The organism is Aquimarina callyspongiae, assembly GCF_034322225.1.
GTDB lineage: Bacteria > Bacteroidota > Bacteroidia > Flavobacteriales > Flavobacteriaceae > Aquimarina.
Genome location: NZ_JAXLPA010000016.1, coordinates 1 through 1,525 on the forward strand (window position 1 = coordinate 1; position 1,525 = coordinate 1,525).

1 pseudogene is annotated in these 1,525 nt (G+C 34.8%); it reads right to left on the minus strand.

Annotated elements, in window-relative coordinates:
* A pseudogene (locus U0D62_RS25505) lies at positions 1-1,525 on the minus strand (hypothetical protein); the annotation flags it as partial.

Below are 1,525 nucleotides of genomic sequence, written 5' to 3' on the forward strand. Positions count from 1 at the left end.
GTCGATCTTTCCATCATTGTCGTTATCTGCATAGGAGAGTCTGATGTTTCCTAAATGATCTTTGTATTGATAAATATATTTATAGTTGTTACCATCTGGTTCTATATATCCTTCTGGATGGTTCAAGAATTGTAACACTTTTTCATCACTGTTATTAGGCCCTGGAGGTAATCCTAAACTCAAATTACTCTTATAGATATAATTACCTGCATATTGAGTAGTGGTTTGATTAGGATACTCTGTTACCTTTTTGCTTATTTTTACTCCTGTGGCGTCATAAATATAGGTAATATTTCCGTTTGTTGTGCCATTTGTAATGGTTACTTGTTCTGGTAAATTTAAATGATTGTAAGTAATGGCTGTAATGCCTTTGTTTTTATCAATCGTCATATTACCATTAGCATCATATACGTAATCATCACCAGTCTTATTAGCGTCATTAAAACCATCAGCACTAGGCCTGCTATCTGTTACAGATAACAACTTATTTCCATTGTCATATTCATAATTAAGGTTATCGACGTAAACACTATTAGATCCAAATCTATGCAGATTGTCTATATTTCCGTTTTTGTCATAATAAGCAACCATCGTATAACTATTATTAATGGTCAACGAATTACCTTCTCCATATTGCCCTGTAAACAATCTGTTCAGGTTATCATAAGCATATTCATACCCGCGTTTTATATGATCATTGGCTGTACGCCATTGGGTTTCAACAATGTTTCCGTTATATAAAGGTACATAAGCACTCGTTGCATCAAAATCTTGATTGTTATAATTGATCTTAAAAGTAAAGAGGTCATCACCAATATTATTGATATCATTGATGCCTGTCAGCCAACCGCGTACATTATAGGTATAATCTACGGTTTGTAAACCTGTTCCTGGGGTAGTTCCTCCTACATTTTTTGTAGTTAGTTGTCCTATTTCATCGTAAGTATTGCTTACAATATGTTCTGTTGCCTGGGTACCTATCTGTTGGGATTGATCTAATAATCTGCTCATATGGTCATAAGTAAAGGTATCCACCGTTACAATAGGAGCATTACTATCTTTGGTATGCGTAGTTTTGGATGTTAACACCTTGCCTGCAAAATCCAGTTGAGTTTCTACAATATCTGTCGTGTTTAAATATTCATTGGTACTATGTACATATACAGGTCTTCCTTTTTGATCATAGTAGGTTACGGTTGTAATCCAGAAGCTGGTACCTAGTACTCGTACTTTAGATGCGGTAGCCAATCCTTTAGCATTGGTAGCAATGGTTTGATTGTATACCGTTCCTGGATTACTAACACTGCTATCAAACGTGTAATTGTCATAGTAATTGATGGTGTATATTTCATCAAAACTATTAGGGTATACACTTCCTTTATTATAATAAATAGTCGTACCTGCATATAGATTTGCTGTGGTTGTTTTATTGACATATTGAGAAACTGATGCATCAGCTTCTGCTTGTACAACACTTCTTTCTTTGGTGTTGTTTTTATCTACTCCTGTATACGCAACACGACCA